The 16,658-nt window shown below is 71.2% G+C and carries 15 protein-coding genes; 8 read left to right on the top strand and 7 right to left on the bottom strand.

Going from position 1 to position 16,658, the window contains the following annotated elements:
* Nucleotides 1-90: 90 nt before the first annotated feature.
* On the top strand, nucleotides 91-1,605 hold the full coding sequence (locus J1M64_RS12095) for a leucyl aminopeptidase (RefSeq protein ID WP_206474285.1): 1,515 nt from the start codon (nucleotides 91-93) through the stop codon (nucleotides 1,603-1,605).
* 29 nt (nucleotides 1,606-1,634) lie between these two features.
* On the opposite strand, the gene J1M64_RS12090 is transcribed toward J1M64_RS12095, so the two are convergent.
* Nucleotides 1,635-2,000 carry an oxidoreductase gene (locus J1M64_RS12090; protein ID WP_067714176.1) on the bottom strand — a complete coding sequence of 122 codons (366 nt, stop codon included), beginning with the start codon at nucleotides 1,998-2,000 and terminating at the stop codon, nucleotides 1,635-1,637.
* A gap of 313 nt (nucleotides 2,001-2,313) precedes the next feature.
* Here J1M64_RS12090 and sucB point away from each other — a divergent pair, with 313 nt between their 5' ends.
* The 4 genes from sucB to J1M64_RS12070 all read left to right on the top strand — a co-directional run bounded on the left by sucB (nucleotide 2,314) and on the right by J1M64_RS12070 (nucleotide 7,305).
* Nucleotides 2,314-4,644, top strand: coding sequence for a 2-oxoglutarate dehydrogenase, E2 component, dihydrolipoamide succinyltransferase (gene sucB / locus J1M64_RS12085; RefSeq protein ID WP_206474284.1), 2,331 nt, complete (start codon nucleotides 2,314-2,316; stop codon nucleotides 4,642-4,644).
* Nucleotides 4,645-4,748: 104 nt separating this feature from the next.
* Complete coding sequence (gene lipB / locus J1M64_RS12080) at nucleotides 4,749-5,426, top strand: lipoyl(octanoyl) transferase LipB (RefSeq protein WP_067714178.1); 678 nt, start codon at nucleotides 4,749-4,751, stop codon at nucleotides 5,424-5,426.
* A gap of 21 nt (nucleotides 5,427-5,447) precedes the next feature.
* Entirely contained in the window at nucleotides 5,448-6,464 is a 1,017-nt protein-coding gene (gene lipA / locus J1M64_RS12075; protein ID WP_206474283.1) for a lipoyl synthase, read from the top strand.
* Nucleotides 6,465-6,549: 85 nt separating this feature from the next.
* On the top strand, nucleotides 6,550-7,305 hold the full coding sequence (locus J1M64_RS12070; protein WP_159148444.1) for a DUF4191 domain-containing protein: 756 nt from the start codon (nucleotides 6,550-6,552) through the stop codon (nucleotides 7,303-7,305).
* Nucleotides 7,306-7,396: 91 nt separating this feature from the next.
* Here J1M64_RS12070 and J1M64_RS12065 read toward each other — a convergent pair whose 3' ends face one another.
* Nucleotides 7,397-7,882 carry an RDD family protein gene (locus tag J1M64_RS12065; RefSeq protein WP_069389424.1) on the bottom strand — a complete coding sequence of 162 codons (486 nt, stop codon included), beginning with the start codon at nucleotides 7,880-7,882 and terminating at the stop codon, nucleotides 7,397-7,399.
* Nucleotides 7,883-8,101: 219 nt separating this feature from the next.
* On the opposite strand from J1M64_RS12065, the gene glnA reads away from it, so the two are divergent.
* Nucleotides 8,102-9,535 (top strand): type I glutamate--ammonia ligase, encoded by a 1,434-nt coding sequence (glnA, locus tag J1M64_RS12060; protein ID WP_067714185.1) that lies wholly within the window; start codon nucleotides 8,102-8,104, stop codon nucleotides 9,533-9,535.
* A 117-nt stretch (nucleotides 9,536-9,652) separates the two neighbouring features.
* Here glnA and J1M64_RS12055 read toward each other — a convergent pair whose 3' ends face one another.
* The gene (locus J1M64_RS12055) at nucleotides 9,653-10,057 is read right to left on the bottom strand and encodes a hypothetical protein (protein WP_206474282.1); all 405 of its coding nucleotides are present in this window, start codon (nucleotides 10,055-10,057) and stop codon (nucleotides 9,653-9,655) included.
* A 189-nt stretch (nucleotides 10,058-10,246) separates the two neighbouring features.
* Between J1M64_RS12055 and J1M64_RS12050 the strand changes: the two genes are divergently transcribed.
* Together J1M64_RS12050 and J1M64_RS12045 are read left to right on the top strand one after the other, a co-directional pair.
* Nucleotides 10,247-10,663, top strand: a complete 417-nt coding sequence (locus tag J1M64_RS12050) for a hypothetical protein (protein WP_067714187.1) — start codon at nucleotides 10,247-10,249, stop codon at nucleotides 10,661-10,663.
* A 45-nt stretch (nucleotides 10,664-10,708) separates the two neighbouring features.
* Entirely contained in the window at nucleotides 10,709-11,518 is an 810-nt protein-coding gene (locus J1M64_RS12045) for a DUF1206 domain-containing protein (RefSeq protein WP_206474281.1), read from the top strand.
* A gap of 66 nt (nucleotides 11,519-11,584) precedes the next feature.
* Here the strand turns inward: J1M64_RS12045 and J1M64_RS12040 are convergent, their stop codons facing one another.
* The 4 genes from J1M64_RS12040 to J1M64_RS12025 form a co-directional block, all read right to left on the bottom strand.
* Nucleotides 11,585-12,133, bottom strand: coding sequence for a DUF732 domain-containing protein (locus J1M64_RS12040; protein ID WP_082923796.1), 549 nt, complete (start codon nucleotides 12,131-12,133; stop codon nucleotides 11,585-11,587).
* Nucleotides 12,134-12,148: 15 nt separating this feature from the next.
* Nucleotides 12,149-13,114 carry an endonuclease/exonuclease/phosphatase family protein gene (locus J1M64_RS12035; RefSeq protein ID WP_067714192.1) on the bottom strand — a complete coding sequence of 322 codons (966 nt, stop codon included), beginning with the start codon at nucleotides 13,112-13,114 and terminating at the stop codon, nucleotides 12,149-12,151.
* Nucleotides 13,111-13,482: a hypothetical protein gene (locus J1M64_RS12030; RefSeq protein WP_240341431.1), complete on the bottom strand. Its 372-nt coding sequence runs from the start codon at nucleotides 13,480-13,482 to the stop codon at nucleotides 13,111-13,113. Before J1M64_RS12030 ends, J1M64_RS12035 begins: the two co-directional genes overlap by 4 nt.
* A gap of 82 nt (nucleotides 13,483-13,564) precedes the next feature.
* Nucleotides 13,565-16,648, bottom strand: coding sequence for a bifunctional [glutamine synthetase] adenylyltransferase/[glutamine synthetase]-adenylyl-L-tyrosine phosphorylase (locus tag J1M64_RS12025; RefSeq protein WP_206474333.1), 3,084 nt, complete (start codon nucleotides 16,646-16,648; stop codon nucleotides 13,565-13,567).
* Nucleotides 16,649-16,658 lie beyond the last annotated feature (10 nt).

Genomic DNA, 16,658 nt, shown 5'->3' with positions numbered 1-16,658 from the left:
GACTATGGTGCCCTCGCCGTGGCGGTCCCGCCGCGTCGTCCGGGCATCACGACCCTTCCCGTACGTCCCGCCGACCCCCAGGAGCGCTTCATGCCGACCGCGCAGTCGATCCTCACCCACAGCCCTGATCTCGCCCCGATCGAGGCGGTCACGACGCCGGTGGACGCCGACGTCGTGGTGGTCGGTATCGCGGCCGATGCCGGGGCCGGAGAGGATGCGGCGCCCGTCGTCGTCGCCCCCGGTCTGGAGGGTGAGGTCACTGCGGCGCTCGCCGCGGTCGCGCGGTCGGTGGGCGCGTCCACCAAGGTGGCCTCCACCACCCGTGTCCCGGCGCCGGACGGTGTGTCGGCCGGGTCCGTGGTGCTGGTGGGGCTCGGGTCCTCCGACGAGGAGGTGTCCGACGAGTCCCTGCGCCGCGCGGCCGGTGCCGCCGCGAGGGCCTGCCGCGGGCTCGGGTCCGCCCTGGTGTTGCTGGACGCCGAGCGCGCGGAGCCGGTGGCCCTGGGAGCGGGGCTCGGATCGTTCCGCCCGGCCAAGGTCACCTCCAAGAACGACGACGACGACGAGAACAGCGATTCGCTGAAGGTGTTCGTCGCCGAGGGCGGCGCCGACGCCGTGACCCGCGCCGCCACCGTCGCCGAGTGTGTCGGGCTGGCGCGCGATCTGGTCAACACCCCGCCCAACCTGCTGTTCCCCGGGTCGTTCGCCGACCGGGCCGCCGAACTGGCCCGCGGCGCCGGTCTGGAGGTCGAGGTGCTGGACGAGGCGGCGCTCACCGAGGGTGGCTACGGCGGCATCCTCGCCGTCGGCGGCGGCTCGTCCCGCGGCCCGCGCCTGGTGCGGCTCACCCACCGGGGCGCCGAGGGTCGACCCACCGTGGCCCTCGTGGGCAAGGGCATCACCTTCGACACCGGCGGCATCTCCATCAAGCCGGCCGCCGGCATGGAGCAGATGACCATGGACATGGGTGGCGCCGCGGCCGTGGTGGCCACCGTCATCCTCGCCGCGCGGCTGGGCCTGGATCTCACCGTGGTGGCGACCGTGCCCATGGCGGAGAACATGCCGTCGTCGACGGCGTACCGGCCCGGTGACGTGTTGACCATGTACGGGGGCACGACCGTCGAGGTGAAGAACACCGACGCGGAGGGGCGGCTCATCCTGGCCGACGCCATCGTCCGGGCCTGCGAGGACTCCCCGTCCCATCTCATCGACACCGCCACCCTCACCGGTGCGCAGATGGTGGCGCTGGGCAAGAAGACCCCGGGTGTCATGGGCACCGAGGACTTCCGCGACCGGGTGGCCGACCTCAGCCGGTCGGTCGGCGAGGGCGGCTGGCCGATGCCGCTGCCCGAGGAGTTGCGTGCCGGGTTGGATTCCGAGGTGGCGGACCTGACCCACGTCACCCCGCACCGGTGGGGCGGCATGCTCTCGGCCGGACTGTTCCTCTCCGAGTTCGTCGCGGACGGCGTCGAGTGGGCACACATCGACGTGGCCGGCCCCGCCTACAACGACGGTGGCCCGGAGGGTTACCTGCCCAAGGGCGGAACCGGGGTGCCCGTGCGGACCATGCTCGCCGTCCTCGAGGACATCGCCGCCGGAGCCTGAGTCGGCCGCGGGCGGCGGGGTCAGCGCGGCTAGCCCCCCTCGGGCTCGCGCAGCCGGTCGCGGAGGCGCTCGGCCCGCTCGCGCCGCTCACGCTTGATGCGGACCTCCTCGTAGTCGCGCATCCGTTGGGGGTAGCCCCGGACCGCGGCGTCGAACAGGGGCAGCTTCAACTGCGCCGCGAGTTTCCGCGCGGTGGCCACGTCGCCCACCGGTCGGCGGGTCCACTCGCCGTCGAAGGCCACCAGGCACAGGCCGGGGACCGAGACGAGGGTTTCCGGTTCGAGATAGGCCTCCACGCCCACGCGGGTGCGACACCACCGGCGCAGGTGGTCGAGATCGGCCGGATCCGCCCGGACCCGCGGCCCACGACGCCCGAACAGGTCACGGATACCCACCGTCGATCCCTCCCGTCGGGCCCCCGTACGGGGTGAGGGCCTCCTATGGGACACGATCGTACCGACGCCCGACGCCCGTCACGCTGCGGGCGACCGGCGGATCGGGCACCCACCGGGGTCGGGATCGGCACGTCCGCCGACGCCGAGAGGTGGCAGAGGGCACAATGGACGACGATCCTGGGTGGGGGCGCCACCGCGCATCCGGCCCCGGATCGACACGACGAACAGATAACTCACACCCACGACGCCGCTCACGCGGGCGCGGACCGCGCTTGCTGGCAGCGAATGAGAACTCTTGAGGAGTCACGACACCATGGCCTTCTCCGTACAGATGCCGGCTCTCGGTGAATCCGTCAGCGAGGGCACGGTTACCCGCTGGCTCAAGAAGGAGGGGGACACGGTCGAGGTCGACGAGCCGTTGCTCGAGGTCTCCACCGACAAGGTCGATACCGAGATCCCGTCGCCCGCCGCCGGCACGCTGAAGAAGATCGTCGCCGATGAGGACGAGACGGTCGAGATCGGCGGGGAACTCGCCGTCATCGACGACGGCTCGGGCGGGTCCGACGACTCGGACGAGTCCGACGACGACTCCGGCTCCGGCTCCGCCGATGATGCCGACGACTCTGACGACGAGGCCGACCAGGCCGACGATTCCGCGGACGACGAGCCCGCCGAGGAGCCCGCCCCGGCCAAGAAGTCCTCCGGAGGCGGGGGCGGCGGCAAGGGCACCGACGTCGTCATGCCCGAACTCGGCGAGTCCGTCACCGAGGGCACCATCACCAAGTGGCTCAAGTCCGTCGGCGACACCGTCGAGGTCGACGAGCCCCTGCTCGAGGTCTCCACCGACAAGGTCGACACCGAGATCCCCTCCCCCGTCGCCGGCACCCTGCAGAAGATCGTGGCCGAGGAGGACGAGACCGTCGACGTCGGCGCCACCCTCGCCGTCATAGGCGACGGCGACGGCGACGCCGCGAGCGACTCCGACGACTCCGACTCCGCCGATGAGGCCGACGACTCTGACGATCAGGCCGATGAGGCCGACGAGTCGGATGCCGCGGACGATTCCGCGGACAACGAGCCCGCCGAGGAGCCCGCCGAGGAGCCCGCCCCGGCCAAGAAGTCCTCCGGAGGCGGGGGCGGCGGCAAGGGCACCGACGTCGTCATGCCCGAACTCGGCGAGTCCGTCACCGAGGGCACCATCACCAAGTGGCTCAAGTCCGTCGGCGACACCGTCGAGGTCGACGAGCCCCTGCTCGAGGTCTCCACCGACAAGGTCGACACCGAGATCCCCTCCCCCGTCGCCGGCACCCTGCAGAAGATCGTGGCCGAGGAGGACGAGACCGTCGACGTCGGCGCCACCCTCGCCGTCATAGGCGACGGCGACGGCGACGCCGCGAGCGACTCCGACGACGACTCCGGCTCTGACTCGGACGAACAGTCGGCCGAGGAGCAGAACGCCACCGACGCCAAGGACGAGGGCGTGGACGCCTCCGACGAGGACGAGGTCCCCGAGGACACCCCCGAGACCGAGAAGAAGGCCGCCGCCAAGGCGGAGTCCGGGTCCGGGTCGACGTCCGGGAAGAAGGCCGAGCAGAAGAGCAAGAAGAAGGCCGCGAAGCCGCGCGGGTCGGAGAAGTCCGACAGCGGGCCCTCCGGCGACCTGCCCGAGCGGGCCGAGCCCGCGGCGGCCGCCAAGTCCGGGAGCTCGCCGTACGTCACCCCGCTGGTGCGCAAGCTCGCGCAGGAGCACGGCGTCGACCTGGACTCGGTCAAGGGCACCGGCATCGGCGGCCGGATCCGTAAGCAGGACGTCCTCGCGGCGGCCGAGGGCTCGGGTTCCGACTCCGGTTCCGAGACCCCGGCCGAGGAGAAGGCGCCCAGCGGCGGCCCGTCGAAGGCCGGCGTCCGGCCCGAGCTCGCGGAGCTGCGCGGCACCACCAAGAAGGCCAACCGGATCCGCAAGATCACGGCGCAGAAGACTCGTGAGTCGCTGCAGCAGACCGCTCAGCTCACGCAGGTCTTCGAGGTGGACATGACCCGGGTGGCGCAACTGCGCTCGCAGGTCAAGGAGCAGTTCGCCGACAAGCACGGCGCCAAGCTCTCGTACCTGCCGTTCTACGCCAAGGCGGTCGTCGAGGCCCTGGTGTCGCACCCGAACGTCAACGCGTCGTACGACGAGAAGACCAACGAGATCACTTACCACGGGTCGGTGAACCTCGGGATCGCCGTGGACACCGAGGCGGGGCTGCTCTCCCCGGTCATCCAGAACGCGCAGGACCTGGACATCCCGGGGCTGGCCAAGGCGATCATCGACCTGGCCGAGCGGGCGCGGGCGTCCAAGCTCACCCCGGACGACCTCCAGGGCGGCACGTTCACCATCACCAACATCGGCAGCGAGGGGGCCCTGTTCGACACCCCGATCCTCGTCCCGCCGCAGGCGGCGATGCTCGGCACCGGCGCGATCGTGCGGCGGCCCGTGGTGGATGCCGACGCCGACGGCGAGTCGATCGCCATCCGGTCGATGGGCTTCATGCCGCTGACCTACGATCACCGCCTGATCGACGGCGCCGACGCCGGCCGCTTCCTCACCACGGTGAAGGACCGGTTGGAGAAGGCCGAGTTCGACGGTGACCTCGACCTGTGAAGCCAGCTGATCGGTAGGTTCCGCTGAACCCCGCGACGGGCGTCCTCCTTCACGGAGGGCGCCCGTCGTCGTCGTCGTCACACCCCTCGGCCTACCCTGGGGACATGTCGCACACCGGTCAGTCCCTCCGCCGTGACCCGGCGCCCCCGGAGATCCGTCGGCTCGGCACCGTCGAGTACAGCCCCACCTGGGAGCTCCAACGTGCCCTCGCCGAGGAGCGCGCCGACGGGCAGCGGGGCGACACGATCCTCCTCCTGGAGCACCCCGCCACCTACACCGCCGGCAAACGCACGGAGCCGTCCGACCGTCCCACCGACGGGACCCCGGTCGTCGACGTGGACCGCGGCGGCCGGATCACCTGGCACGGACCCGGCCAACTGGTGGGGTACCCGATCGTCGCGCTGACCGACCCCATCGACGTGGTCGAGTACGTCCGCCGTGTCGAGCAGGCCCTCATCTCCACCTGCGCGCGGCTCGGCGTGGAGGCCGGGCGCGTCGACGGGCGCTCCGGGGTGTGGTGTGCGGCCTCGGACGGCAGGCCCGAGCGCAAGATCGCCGCCATCGGGATCCGTGTCCAGCGGGGCGTGACGATGCACGGGTTCTCCCTCAACTGCGACTGCGATCTGACCGCGTTCTCGCGGATCGTCCCCTGCGGGATCGTCGACGCCGGGGTCACGTCGCTCAGCGCCGAACTCGGTCGCGTGGTGCCGGTGTCGGAGGTTCTCGACCAGGTCACCTCCGACATGGTGGAGGCGCTGGACGGCCGACTGCCCGTAGCGTGATTCGCGCGTAGGCTTGCGGCCGTGACTGTGACTCCTGAAGGCCGCAAGCTCCTCCGTATCGAGGCCCGCAACGCCGAGACGCCGATCGAGCGCAAGCCGTCGTGGATCCGTACGAGGGCCACCATGGGTCCCGAGTACAAGGAACTCAAGACGCTGGTCAAGACCGGTGGCCTGCACACGGTGTGCGAGGAGGCCGGCTGCCCCAACATCTACGAGTGTTGGGAGGACCGGGAGGCCACGTTCCTCATCGGCGGCGAGCAGTGCACCCGCCGCTGCGACTTCTGCCAGATCGACACCGGCAAACCCAGCGCCCTCGATCGTGACGAGCCGCGGCGCGTGGCCGTGTCCGTGCGCGAGATGGGTCTGCGCTACTCCACCATCACGGGCGTCGCGCGCGACGACCTGGAGGACGGCGGGGCCTGGCTCTACGCGGAGACCGTCCGCAAGATCCACGAGCTCAACCCCAACACGGGGGTCGAGAACCTCATCCCCGATTTCAACGGGGACCCGGACCAGCTGGCCGAGGTGTTCGAGTCGCGTCCCGAGGTGCTGGCGCACAACCTCGAGACCGTGCCGCGGATCTTCAAGCGGATCCGCCCGGCGTTCCGGTTCGACCGCTCCCTCGACGTGATCCGCGCCGCGCGCGACTTCGGCCTCGTCACCAAGTCCAACCTCATCCTGGGGATGGGCGAGACCACCGACGAGATCGTCGACGCGATGCGCGACCTGCACTCCGCCGGCTGCGACATCCTCACCATCACGCAGTACCTCCGGCCCAGCCCGCTGCACCACCCGATCGACCGCTGGGTCAAGCCCGAGGAGTTCGTCGAGCTGTCCGATCAGGCCCGTGAGATCGGTTTCGCCGGCGTCATGGCCGGACCGCTCGTCCGCTCGTCGTACCGAGCCGGCCGCCTCTACGTCCAGGCGCTGGAGCACCGCGGGCAGGCGGTTCCGGAGCACCTGCAGCAGCTGACGACAGGAGGTTCGGCGTCCCAGGAGGCCTCGAGCGTCCTGGACCGCGAGCGCGCCCGCGTCTGACCCGCCCACAGTCGGCCGGGGCGGGGCACCCCTCGGGTCAGCCGCGGTTCCCGGACCGCGGTGGCGGGCACGTATCCTGATGACCATGGCGAAGAGCGAGCTCACCAAGGCGGACAAGAAGGCGGCCCGGGCCGTCCGGCGGCAGGCGGGCAAGGAACAGCGCGGCCAGATGTGGCAGGCGCTGAAGATCCAGTCCAAGCAGGACAAGCTCCTGTGGCCGCTGATGATCGGCGCGGTCGTCCTGTCGACGGTCGTGTTCTTCCTCCTCGGCATGCTGTGGGGCGGCGAGTGGTGGATGCTCCCCCTCGGTGTGCTTACCGGCCTCATGCTCGCGATGGTGATCTTCTCGCGCCGCGTGCAGAACACGGTGTACGGCAAGGCCGAGGGGCAGCCGGGCGCGGCCGCGTGGGCCCTGGACCAGTTGCGGTCCGGGTGGCGGGTCAACCAGGCCGTCGCCGCCACGACGAGTTTCGACGCGGTCCACCGCGTGGTCGGCCGGTGCGGGATCGTGATCGTGGGCGAGGGCGAGCCGCGCCGGCTCAAGCCGCTCATGGCACAGGAGAAGAAGAAGGTCGCCCGGGTCGTCGGCGACACCCCGATCTACGAGTTGATCGTCGGCGAGGAGCAGGACGCGACCCCCGAGCAGGTGCCACTGCGCAAGCTGAACCGCCGGCTCACCCGATACCCGATGAACATCAGCCGGGCGAAGGTCGACGCCCTCGACACCCGGCTCCGCGCGCTGAGCACCAAGACCGGCATTCAGAACCAGATGCCCAAGGGCCCGGTCCCCCAGGGCGCGAAGGTGCGCAACATCCAGCGCAGCGCCCGCCGCCGCGGCTGAGCCGTCCGCCGTCAGGCTGTCGCAGCCACCGGGATCACGACGCCCGCCGCCCGTCCCGGGCGGCGGGCGTCGTCTCGTCAGCGGGTACGGATCAACGGGTACGGATCAGAGTGGTGCCGGTGGCGCGGTCGTGCATGCCGCGTCCGTCCTCGTCCTGGATGAGCGGGGGCAGCAGGAAGAAGATGAACACCACGCGCACCAGCGCACGGACGAAACCCACCCGCTCCTCGGCGTCGACCCGTGCCGTGCCGATGCCGACCAGCGCCTGCCCCGGCGTCTGGGCGAACAGCCACACGCAGACCACGCCGCTCACGCCCCACAGCAGTGGCACGGCCCAGCTGGAGACGGCGGAGAACGAGTCGCCCCCCAGCGTCTCCGGGCCGAGCAGCATCACGATGACGGCGACCAGCCCGTAGGCGAGGAACCAGTCCACCGCCAGCGCGCCGACACGAACGCCCAACGGGGCGATCGAGCCCGCGCCGGACGCCGGGAGACCGAGATTCTCACCCTTGTACTTCTGCTCCGGCCCACTGCCGGAGGTGGGGCCGGACAACCATGATCCCGCAACGTCACGCATACTGCCCAGGGTAGCCGGGCGACCTGCCGATCCCCATGTCGGCGATACCCCGCTTCGGGTGACTAAACTGACCCTATTGGGAGGGACCCACCCGGCCGGTGACGTAACACCAGCGAAACATTCGCTTGACGGCCGGGCAACACCTCGCCCATATCGTGAGGTCACCGCACGACGGGAGACACCGGTTTCCCGTCGCACTTCAGAGACGAGGAGCGAATCGTGGCATTCTCCACGCCGGACGAGGTCATCAAGTACGTCAAGGACGAGGGCGTCGAGTACGTCGACATCCGGTTCACCGACCTGCCGGGTAACGAGCAGCACTTCACGATCGCCGCAGCGGCGTTCGACGAGGACATGTTCGAGGACGGCCTGGCCTTCGACGGCTCCTCCATCCGGGGGTTCCAGTCGATCCACGAGTCCGACATGATGCTCCTGCCGGATGTCGCGACGGCCCGTCTCGACCCCTTCCGCAGGGCCAAGACGCTCAACATCAGCTGCTTCGTCCACGACCCCTTCACCCGTGAGGCCTACAGCCGCGACCCGCGCAACGTCGCCCGCAAGGCCGAGGAGTACCTGCTCTCCACCGGCATCGCTGACACGTGCTTCTTCGGGGCCGAGGCCGAGTTCTTCGTCTTCGACTCCGTCCGCTACGGCTCCGGCACGAACCACGGCTTCTACGAGGTCGACTCCAGCGCCGGCCACTGGAACACCGGTGCCTCCCAGGAGGCCGACGGTTCGGCCAACCTCGGCTACAAGGTCCGCGAGAAGGGCGGGTACTTCCCGGTCGCCCCGTACGACCACTTCGTCGACCTGCGCGACGAGATGTCGACCAATCTCACCAACGCCGGTTTCGAGCTCGAGCGTCTGCACCACGAGGTGGCCGGCGCCCAGCAGGAGATCAACTACAAGTTCAACACCCTGCTGCACGCCGCGGACGACGTCCAGCTGTTCAAGTACATCGTCAAGAACACCGCCTGGAAGAATGGCAAGTCGGCCACGTTCATGCCCAAGCCCCTCTTCGGCGACAACGGCTCGGGCATGCACGCCCACCAGTCGCTGTGGAAGGACGGCAAGCCGCTGTTCCACGACGAGTCCGGCTACGCGGGGCTGTCCGACATCGCCCGCTACTACATCGGCGGCATCCTGCACCACGCGCCGTCGCTGCTGGCATTCACCAACCCCACGATCAACTCGTACCACCGGCTCGTCCCGGGCTACGAGGCCCCGATCAACCTTGTGTACTCGCAGCGCAACCGCTCGGCGTGTGTCCGGATCCCGATCACCGGCAACAACCCCAAGGCCAAGCGCATCGAGTTCCGCTGCCCCGACTCGTCCGGCAACCCGTACTTCGCCTTCGCCGCGATGATGATGGCCGGCATCGACGGTGTGAAGAACAAGATCGAGCCGATGGCCCCGGTCGACAAGGACCTCTACGAGCTCCCGCCGGAGGAGGCCGCCGACATCCCGCAGGCGCCCACCTCGCTGCCCGCCGTCATCGACCGTCTCGAGCAGGACCACGAGTACCTCACCGAGGGTGGCGTGTTCACCGAGGACCTCATCGAGAACTGGATCTCGTACAAGCGCGAGAAGGAGATCGCCCCGGTGAACCTCCGTCCGCACCCGCACGAGTTCGAGCTCTACTACGACTGCTGACTCTCATGCCCGCCCTGACCTGCCCCCGCGCAGGCCGGGGCGGGCATCGACTTCGGTCGTAGTGCCGGGCGCCGCCCGCGCGGTCATCACCTCGATGGCCGGGCGGGCGGCGTCTTTCTAGCTACTCGCGTGGCCGAAGGTCCACGCATCCACCGACGAGATCCGGACGCGCATGACCGGGATCGGAGCAGTCTCTCCCCTCTGCCAGGCGTCCGTGACGTGGATGAACGAGGCCACCCTGTCCTCCCCGTCCAGTGCCTCCTCGTACTTCGTGATGCCGATCTGCCGGAATGCACTGGCCTGGGCATCAGCCACCTGCTCGGACTTCTCATCACCCGTCAGCGCGTCGAAGGTGGCCGCCTGGATCCGCATGAACTCACCCTCGGTGGTGAGGTTCCCTTCCCAGGTGTTCCCGTTGATCACCAGGGTGATCGGGAAGTTCACGGGAGCCTGCTCGATGCCCTCTGCCATCTGGCGGAGCAGGTAGTCGAGGTCGGTTGCGCCTTCATTGCCGGTAGTCACAGCTCGAGTGTATCGGCGCCGGGCGGGCACACCGCCGGGACGCGGTCGTCCCGCACACCCCGCTACAGCTGCTGAGCCCCTCCGGAGCGCAAAAACCCTGAACCGCCCGGCCGTCCCGGCCGGTACGCCTACGGTGGTGGCAGGTAAGCAGCCACTGCCGGGCAGGACGCCGGGAAGGAGCCGGACCACATGGACACCGACGAGTTCGACTTCCGGAGTTCCTCGCCCCGGGCCCGGCCGCTCAAGGTCGTCGCCGCAGCACTGGATCCCGGACACGACCCCGAGACCGACCGGCAGGGACAGGGGCAGGGCTATCCGGTCCTGCTCAAACTGTCGAGGGTGCTGGCCCCCGAGGAGGCGCGCCTGATCCTCGAGCGCAACCCCTTCCTCCACGCCGTGGCCGGTTCCCGGAAGCTCATCGCCATGGACACCTCGGTGGAGACGCTCCGTGAGCAGAAGGACCGACTCCAGCTCCTGCTCGCCGAGGTCGAGGCCGACGCCCTCGCCGAACAGGCGCGGATGCGGATGGAGGAGCACCGCGCGGCCGAACTGCGGTTGGCGGAACTGCGCCGTCGCAACGAGGTCCTCGGCGAGATCGAGTGGTGACAGGGTTCGAGTGGTGAATCCGCGGCGACGTGGGAGAGTTCACCCATGAACTCCCCGATACGTTCTGCCACCCTCTCCGGCGCCGCGCGCTCCGCCGCCGACCATCCCGCGCTCGAGTGGCTGGCCCGCGCCGGATACGTCATGAACGGCGTGCTCCATCTGCTCATCGGCTGGATCGCCGTCAGGATCGCACTCGGGTCGGGCGGCGGCGAGGCGTCCAACTCGGGTGCGCTGGCGGAGATCGCGAGCGCACCGGGCGGTCAGGTCATGCTATGGGTCGGCGCCGTGGGCTTCCTCGCGCTGGGTCTGTGGCAGATCACCGAGCTGTTCCTCGGGTCCGAGGAGACCTCTGACCGGATCAAGGCCGCGGCCAAGGCGGCCGTGTACGTGGTCCTGGGACTGACCACCGCGCGGTTCGCCTCCGGGGGCGGGGGGTCCGATTCCGCGACCGCCTCCGGCGCCACGGCCGGGCTGCTCGGCTCCGGGGTGGGGAAGATGGCCCTGGTCGTCGCCGGGATCGCCATCCTCGCGGTGGGCGGCTACCACGTCTACAAGGGGGCCACCACGAAGTTCGTCGAGGACCTCGACCGCACCGGGTCCGGGGAGGTCGGCCGGGCCATGATCATCACGGGCCGGGTGGGGTATGTCGCCAAGGGCATCGCCTTGGCGATCCTCGGGGGCCTGGTGATCGCGGCCGTCGTGACCGCGGATCCGGAGAAGGCGGGCGGGCTGGACGCCGCACTGCGGGCGGTCGGCGAGCAACCCTTCGGTCAGGTACTGCTGGTGCTCACCGGGGCAGGGATCGCCCTGTACGGCCTCTACTCGATCGGGCGGGCCCGGTACGGCCGGATGTGACCCGGCCGCGCAGGGCGTGACACGGCCGAGCACTCGCCCGCCGGGCGTGACCCGGCCCGGCGTGCCTCAGCCGAGCTTGGGGAAGTTCCCCGGGCAGTAGGTCCCCACCGCGGCGCCGAGGAAGAAACCCTGGCCATCCGCGTCGAGGCGGGCCCGCTCACCCAGCCATCCGGAGACCTCGTCCATCTGCTGCCCGCCGTCGAACCGGCCGCAGGCCTCGGTGGCCGTGGCGACCGGGTCCACGCCCTCGGGCAGGACGACACCCCGCCGCTCGAGCAGGGCGACGAAGTCCCCCGCACCCGGAGCCGGTGGCGCGGTCTCCGCGGGAGCGGGTTCCGGAGCGGGTGCGGGCGCGTCCTCGGGCGGAGGCAGTGGCTCGGGCTCCCCCGGCATCGGCTCCGGAGCCGGTGACTGCGGCGGAGGGGGCGGGACGGGACCGGTGGGCTTCTCCGGCCGCTCCTCGGCGAACGGCGACGACGAGGCGGCCGACGCGGCCGGGTCCGAGGACACCTCCGGGGCCTGACCGTCCACCGTCGCCCCGCCGCACCCCGCGAGGAGGGCCACCGCCGCGGCCGAGGTGACGCCGCTGGCGATCAGGCGGATGCGTGAACTCATGGTGCGCATGCTAGGTCACCGCGCCCGCGGCGCGGGCAGAAGCACCGTCGCGATCACGCCGCGATGGTCCGTCCTGGCCACCTCCACGGTGTCCGTGTCCCCCACCGCGACCGCTCCGCGGGCCAGCACGTGGTCGATCCCGATGAGCGGGGGGATCCGTCGACCCGCCGGCCAGGTGGGCACCCAGCCGTCACTCCCGCCGGAGACGGAGTCGGTGTACCCGAGGCCCCTCAGGTCACGGAACCGTACGTGATCCCAGGTGGCGTTGAAATCCCCGCCCACCACCACCGGCGCGGGTCCGGGAAGGCTGCCGAGGTACCAGCGCAGGCGATCGGCCTCCTCCACGGCGGCGGGGGCGTCGAACACCGGGGCGACCGGGTGCGCGGCCACCACCGTCACCGGGCCGCCCGGCCCCGCCATCTCGGTGCGTACCAGCCCGAGGCTGAAGCCCGGGACCCGCTCGGGCGGGGAGAGCGGGAACCGCGACCACACCGCGACCCCCTGCGTCGTGGGAGCGGTCGAGGCGGCCTCGTGCGGCAGCAGCCCCGTGAGACCCGCCGTGCGCAGCGCGTCCGCCGCCTCCGGGGTCGTCTCCACGGTCATGAGCAGATCGACCCCGCCGGTGCGGACTGCCCGGACCACGTCGTGTGGGGCGGCTCGGCCGAACTCGAGGTTCTGCACCATCACCCGCATCGGGATGCCCTCGTCGTCGTCGATCTGGCGTGGCGGTGCCACGAGGGGCCCGTACTGGACCACCCCGGCACCCACCAACACGACGGCGATGATCCCGAGCAGCACCGACCGCGCACGCAGTGCCGCGATCAGGGCCACCAGGGAGAACGCCCAGGCGGCGACCGCGAAGCTCGCGAGCACCGGTACGGCCGGGATCTCCGAGCGGGAGTGGTGTAGCGCCACACCCGCGCCGGCGACGAGCGCGGCGAGGACGGCGACGGCCCGGGCGACCGGGCGGCGAGGGCTCAACGCAGGAACTTGCGCAGGTCCCCCAGCGCGGCGATCACGCGGTCCAGGTCGTCGCCGTTACGCACCATCGAGCGCACCGTCTCGGCGACCGACGCCACGGTCGGTGAGGACGACGACGCAGCCCCGGGCGCGGCGGGACCTTCCACCGGGTGGCCCACCAGCGCGCCGGAGGCCGCACGGGCCGATCCCGCCCGACGGCGGTCCGGGCCGAGGTCCACCTCGAAGCGGTCGCCCTTGTCGTCGGAACCGAGGCAGCGGACCCGCTCGTCGGCCGGCACCCCGGCGGCGCGGACGGCGTCGACGAACTCGTACAGCTCGCCGTAGGTCACGCCGTCGAGGGTGAGGGTGAGGTTCATGGTCACAGGCATGGACCCAGGTTATCGGCGTGGGAGCACCTGCCGCATCAGGGACGACCCTGGTCCCGGCCCTGGCCCACCCCCGGGGCCGGCGTCAGTCCTCGCCCCAGAACACGTGATCGACCGCCTTGCGACCGAGACGGGTCACGCGCAGGTACTCGTTGAGGAACCCCGCGCCGTCGGCCGAACCGGTGCAGATCATCGCCACCGCCGCCAGGATCGAGCCCTGACCCGGCAGTTGGTCGACCGCCTTGCCGCGCGCCAGGACCAACGCGTTGCGGGCGTGGGCGGCCATGAGCCACGAGTCGACCAGTGCGTCGCGCTCGGACTCCGGCAGCAACTCGGCCGAGGCGGCGGCGTCGAGCGCCTCGAGGGTCGACGTCGTGTGCAGCCCGGGCACCCTGGCGGCGTGCTGCATCGTCAACAACTGGGCGCTCCACTCCACGTCGGCCAGGCCACCGCGGCCGAGTTTGGTGTGGGTGGCCGGATCCGCGCCACGCGGCAGGCGCTCCGAGTCGATCCGCGCCTTCATCCGGCGGATCTGCTGCACGACCTTCGGGGGCACGCCCTGCTCCGGGTAACGGAACTCGTCGATCATGTGGAGGAAATCCAGCCCGAGCTCGCGGTCCCCGGCGGCGAACGAGGCCCGCAGCAGCGCCTGCAACTCCCACGTCTCGGCCCACTTGGCGTAGTAGGCACGGTAGGAGGCCAGGGTGCGCACGAGTGGGCCGTTGCGGCCCTCCGGGCGTAGGTCGGCGTCCAGGTCCAGCGGGGGATCCGACGACGGCGAGGCCAGCAGCTTGCCCACCCGCTCGGCCACGTGCGTGGCCCACCGGACCGCCTCGTCCTCCTTGGCGCCCTCGACCGGGTCGCACACGATCATCACGTCCGCGTCCGAACTGTAGGACAGCTCGTCCCCGCCGAGCCGCCCCATCCCGATGTACGCGAGGCGGGCCGGCTGCACACCGCCCTCGGGCATCATGTCGCGGACCACGGCGGCCAGGGACGCCTCGAGCACCGCCCGCCACACGGCCGACAGTCGCCGCCCGACGTCGGGTACCGAGATCATCTGCAGGACGTCGGCGGCCCCGATCCGGGCCAGCTCCGCGCGGCGAAGCGACCGCGCCGTGGCGATGACCCGCTCGGGAGTGGGGTGCCGGGCGGCGGAGGCGGTGAGCGCGGAGGCGATGTCGGAGACCTTGGAGGCCACGAGCACTGGGCCCTGCGCGCCGTCGGTGAGGTCGGGGATCACCTCGGGGTTGCGCATGAGCAGGCCCGCGACGAACGCCGAGGTCCCCAGCACCCGGACGAGGCGGCGGGCCACGATGCTGTCGTCCCGCAGGGTGCGCAGGAACCAGGTGATCTCCTCGTTCTCCTCGCACAGTCGCCGGTAGGCCAGCAGTCCCGCGTCCGGGTCCGCGGTGTCCGCGAGCCACTCCATGAACGTGGGCAGCAGCAGCGCCTGGATGCGGCCGCGGCGACTGCTCTGCCCCGCCAACGCCCGCAGGTGGCCCAACGCGTTGCGGGGCGACGCGAAGCCGAGGGCGGCCAGCTGACGCTCCATCGCCTCCGTGCTGAGCGAGAGCGCCTCGGCGTCGTACGAGGCGATCGAGTCCAGTAGCGGGCGGTAGAACAGCTTGGAGTGCAGGCGGCGAACGCGGCGGCGCAGCTCGCGCAGACTCTGCCGCAGCACCTGCGCGGCGTCGTTGGGCCCGTCCGGCCGGATGTGCGCCGCGCGGGCCAGCCAGCGGTAGGCCTCCTCGTCGTCGTCCTCCGGTAGCAGGTGGGTGCGCTTGTAGCGCTGCAGTTGCAGGCGGTGCTCAAGCAGGCGGAGGAACTCGTAGGCGGCGAGCAGTTCCGCGCCGTCCTCGCGGGCGATGTACCCGCCGTCGCGCAGCGCGCCGAGCGCCTCGACGGTGCTGGTGACGCGGAGGTCCTCGTCGGTGCGGCCGTGGACCATCTGCAGCAGCTGCACGGCGAACTCGACATCGCGCAGACCCCCGCGTCCGAGCTTGAGTTCGCGCTCGCGCAGGGCCTCGGGCACGTTCTCCTCCACGCGCCGGCGCATCGCCTGCACGTCGTGCACGAAGTCGTCCCGCTCGGCGGCGGTCCACACCATCGGGTGGACGGTGTCGTGGTACTCCTCCGCCAGGGCCAGGTCGCCGGTCATGGGGCGCGCCTTGAGCTGGGCCTGGAACTCCCACGTCTTGGCCCAACGCTTGTAGTAGGCCGTGTGGGACTCGAGGGTGCGCACCAGTTCGCCCGACTTGCCCTCCGGGCGCAGCGCCGCGTCGACCTCGAAGAAGGCCATGGACCCGATGCGCATCAGCTCCCCCGCCACGCGACCGGTCCTGGCGTCGGCCGGCTCGGCCACGAAGATCACGTCGACGTCCGAGATGTAATTGAGTTCGCGCGCCCCGCCCTTGCCCATGGCCACCACGCCCAACCGCGCCGGCATCGGCGAGTCCGGGTGGACGGTGGCCACCGCGACCGCGAGAGCGGCGGTCAACGCGGCGTCCGCGAGGTCGGACAGGCGCCGGCCCACCTCGGTGAACGGCAGGACGGGCTCGTCGTCGTCGACCGACCCGGCCACGTCGTGCGCGGCGAGCAGCGCCACGTGGTCGCGGTACGTCGAGCGCAGCACGCTGACGGCGGCGCCGCCGGTGACCCCGGCGCGGTACGTCCCGACGCTGCGCAGGTCCTCCCTCTGGGACGGCGGCGGCGCGCCCTCCACCGCCTGCTCGGGCACGGCCTCGACCACCCCGAGCATGTCGGCCAGAACGTCCTCGAACGTCGGCAGTCCTCCGCGCAGCAGCGCCCACCGAGTGGGCTCGGCGACGAGGTGGTCGCCCAACGCGCTCGAGGATCCGAGCAGCCCCAGCAGCCGCGCCCGGAGCCGCGAATCGGACCGCAGCGCGGCGTCCAACGCCGCGACGTCGCCCCCGGCGCGCGCGGAGGTGCCCTCATCGTGGGACTCGGCGGTGAGTGATTCATGGAGCCGCACCAGGGCTCCCAGGGCGAGGTCCGGGTCCGGAGCCCGGGACAGCGACCACAGCACCGGGACCGCGTCGTCGTCGGTCCACCCCAGGTAGTCGAGCCAGTCCGCGGCCCGGTCGTCGAGCAGCCCGAGGCGGCCCGGGCTCGGTAACCGAGGGCGCGAGGAGTCCCTGCTCACGATGCCGCCCCCG

Origin of the sequence: Dietzia sp. KRD202 (assembly GCF_017168155.1) — a bacterium.
GTDB lineage: Bacteria > Actinomycetota > Actinomycetes > Mycobacteriales > Mycobacteriaceae > Dietzia > Dietzia kunjamensis.
The sequence above is the reverse complement of the archived record's forward strand: the minus strand, read 5'-3'. Positions and strand labels throughout refer to the sequence as shown.